Source organism: Vibrio sp. 1078-1 (genome assembly GCF_033340475.1).
Window position 1 is genome coordinate 1 of the sequence record NZ_JAWOWM010000790.1, and the last position, 539, is coordinate 539.

Consider the following 539-nt stretch of genomic DNA (forward strand, 5'->3'; position numbering starts at 1 on the left):
GCCTTGCCCCATTTCTATACGCACTGTCCCTTACAAGTTTGTTTACCATAAGCGCGAATTAAACAACCCTGCTCATATTGCACTTCGCGAGAAGATCAAAACGCACCTAACCGCAGTGCATTATGAACCTATTTCTCTGTAGCCACGGTCGCTTTGAGCTGTTGAATAACTTCCTCAGGAGCATGTGCACCAAGTTGTTTGGTGCACTGTTCAAAGGCAAATGCAACGCCGCCTTGTCGATAGTTTCTCGCCAACACTTCGCACTGGGCATAAAGATGCCGTGGGTCGCCACCAACTTCAAACGCCTTGTTTAACGCCTTACTCGCTTCTAATACGTCGGATTTCTCCAACGCTAAACCGTACACATACCAATACTGAGCGTTATCTTTCGCGCTTTCTGCGGCCTGTTTTAAATACTGATTAGCTTGTTTGCTGTTGCCTTGTCTTAACAGCGCAAGCCCTGCACTGTAAGGCAGCGAACTTGATTTCGGTTGTGCTTTCATTCCCGCATGCAGAATTTGTACCGCTTTGGCTTCATC

At 47.3% G+C, this 539-nt stretch carries 2 pseudogenes; one reads left to right on the forward strand and one right to left on the reverse strand.

The features are described 5' to 3' along the window. Positions 1-142: pseudogene (locus R7190_RS30075) on the forward strand (LysR family transcriptional regulator); the annotation flags it as partial. Here R7190_RS30075 and R7190_RS30080 read toward each other — a convergent pair. Further along, positions 129-539: pseudogene (locus R7190_RS30080) on the reverse strand (deca-heme c-type cytochrome); the annotation flags it as partial. The pseudogenes R7190_RS30075 and R7190_RS30080 overlap by 14 nt on opposite strands.